Raw genomic sequence first — 1,550 nt, forward strand, 5'->3', positions numbered from 1 at the left:
TCTTCTTTAAGCGTATAATGCGTTGCACTATGATTTTTGCCAAAACCTATCACTGCACTTTGTGCCCCTAGGAACACCGCACGACGTACACTCTTTACCGCTGTATTATTTGTCGAGTTAACACCATGGGTGACATGAATAGCTTCACGTAAAATAACGCCATTATACATGCCTAAAGAACCATCAAAGATTGGGTTTTTTGCACGAGAGGTTGCATAAACCGATTTTTGAATATCTAACCACTCACCAACTGCTGTATTGGTTCGCAATTGCATGACTTGTGTTGGATGCAAATAGAGAACATAAACATCATCACCATTGACATGAACTGGAGAAATTTGCGGATTGGCAAGTTTGGCTTGTTTAACCGCTTCATCAATCAATTTAAGACTAAAGCTATGTTTGGCTTTATCATTGAGATCTTCATCCTTGGTTTTCCCATCTGGGCGGATAATACGTTCACTGCTTGGTGCCATGACTTCATTAAAGCCGTAATGAACCGGTTTAATATACACTTCTCGACCATCAACATTGATCGTACGGGCTGTATAACCACATACCTGAAGAAAGAACATGATGCTTAAACGATTTGCATACCAACGAACTAAACCTTCTTTGGCTTTTTTTCGCAAGTTCGGTAAAATTCTTTGTTGGTCAATTGAATCATCATTGGCGACACGCGCTGCATGTAAAAGCTCATTAATGACCAACCTATCATTCATAAATTGAAGTGCTTCTTCATTGCCCTCTAAGGTTTCACCTTGAGTGACACCATCTCCAAACAGATTGACCAACAAACTAAATGTAACGCTATCCCCTGCACTCTTATGGGTTTCGTTATAAAGCTGGATAATACTATTCGAACTTTTGCCAATCAGGGGGGCAATTTTCGTCGCTTTCAAAACTTCATTGCTTAATTTCTGTGACCACAATTTCACCGATTGCGGATCATGGGTCCCTATATGTGTTGTTGCCATTGATTTCACCTTTCTTTGCTGTAAAAAAACCGGCTTAAAGCCGGCGAAAAACCCGCATCAAAGGCGGATTATGCTGTAAAATTTATTGCTTAATCGGGGTCTGCACCCATAATTTCATAAAAACGGGCTTCATTCTTTGGATTGGATATCCAAGCATTAAATTCTTTCTCTGACATATTCGCAAGTGTCTCTTTGGTCATAGGACCTGTACTCCCTCCTCCACCAGATGCCGTTAAGGTTCTCGCAGAATTCTGACGGCTTTGAAGCGCCGCAACTTGATCATTAGCTTGTATCGCTTTTGTCTGATAGCCAAGGTTTTGCGCTATTCTATAAAGCTCTTCTGCCGGATTGATCCCTTTTTGGGCGCAAGTGGCTACAATCGTACGCAACTCATCTCCTATAATCGCATCTATCGTACTTTTTTGTGCATAAGTCGGATAAACAGAAGACCAAGCACTTAATTGCTTCGCACGCGTCTCATAAAGAAAATCTGCTGCTGCATCAAAATCACTGTATTTATCTTTGATTGATGTAACAGAACTTTCTAAAAACTGGTTCAAATGTCCATTAAAT

General features: G+C 40.5%; 1 protein-coding gene and 1 pseudogene. Both read right to left on the bottom strand.

Annotated elements, in window-relative coordinates:
• The coding region (locus PVV60_RS10455) for a N4-gp56 family major capsid protein (protein ID WP_273724667.1) at nucleotides 1-977 on the bottom strand (977 nt) is incomplete at its 3' end.
• Between the two features lie 89 nt (nucleotides 978-1,066).
• A pseudogene (locus tag PVV60_RS10460) lies at nucleotides 1,067-1,550 on the bottom strand (hypothetical protein); the annotation flags it as partial.

Origin of the sequence: Bartonella sp. AU18XJBT, assembly GCF_028618595.1 — a bacterium.
In the GTDB taxonomy this organism is placed as follows: domain Bacteria; phylum Pseudomonadota; class Alphaproteobacteria; order Rhizobiales; family Rhizobiaceae; genus Bartonella.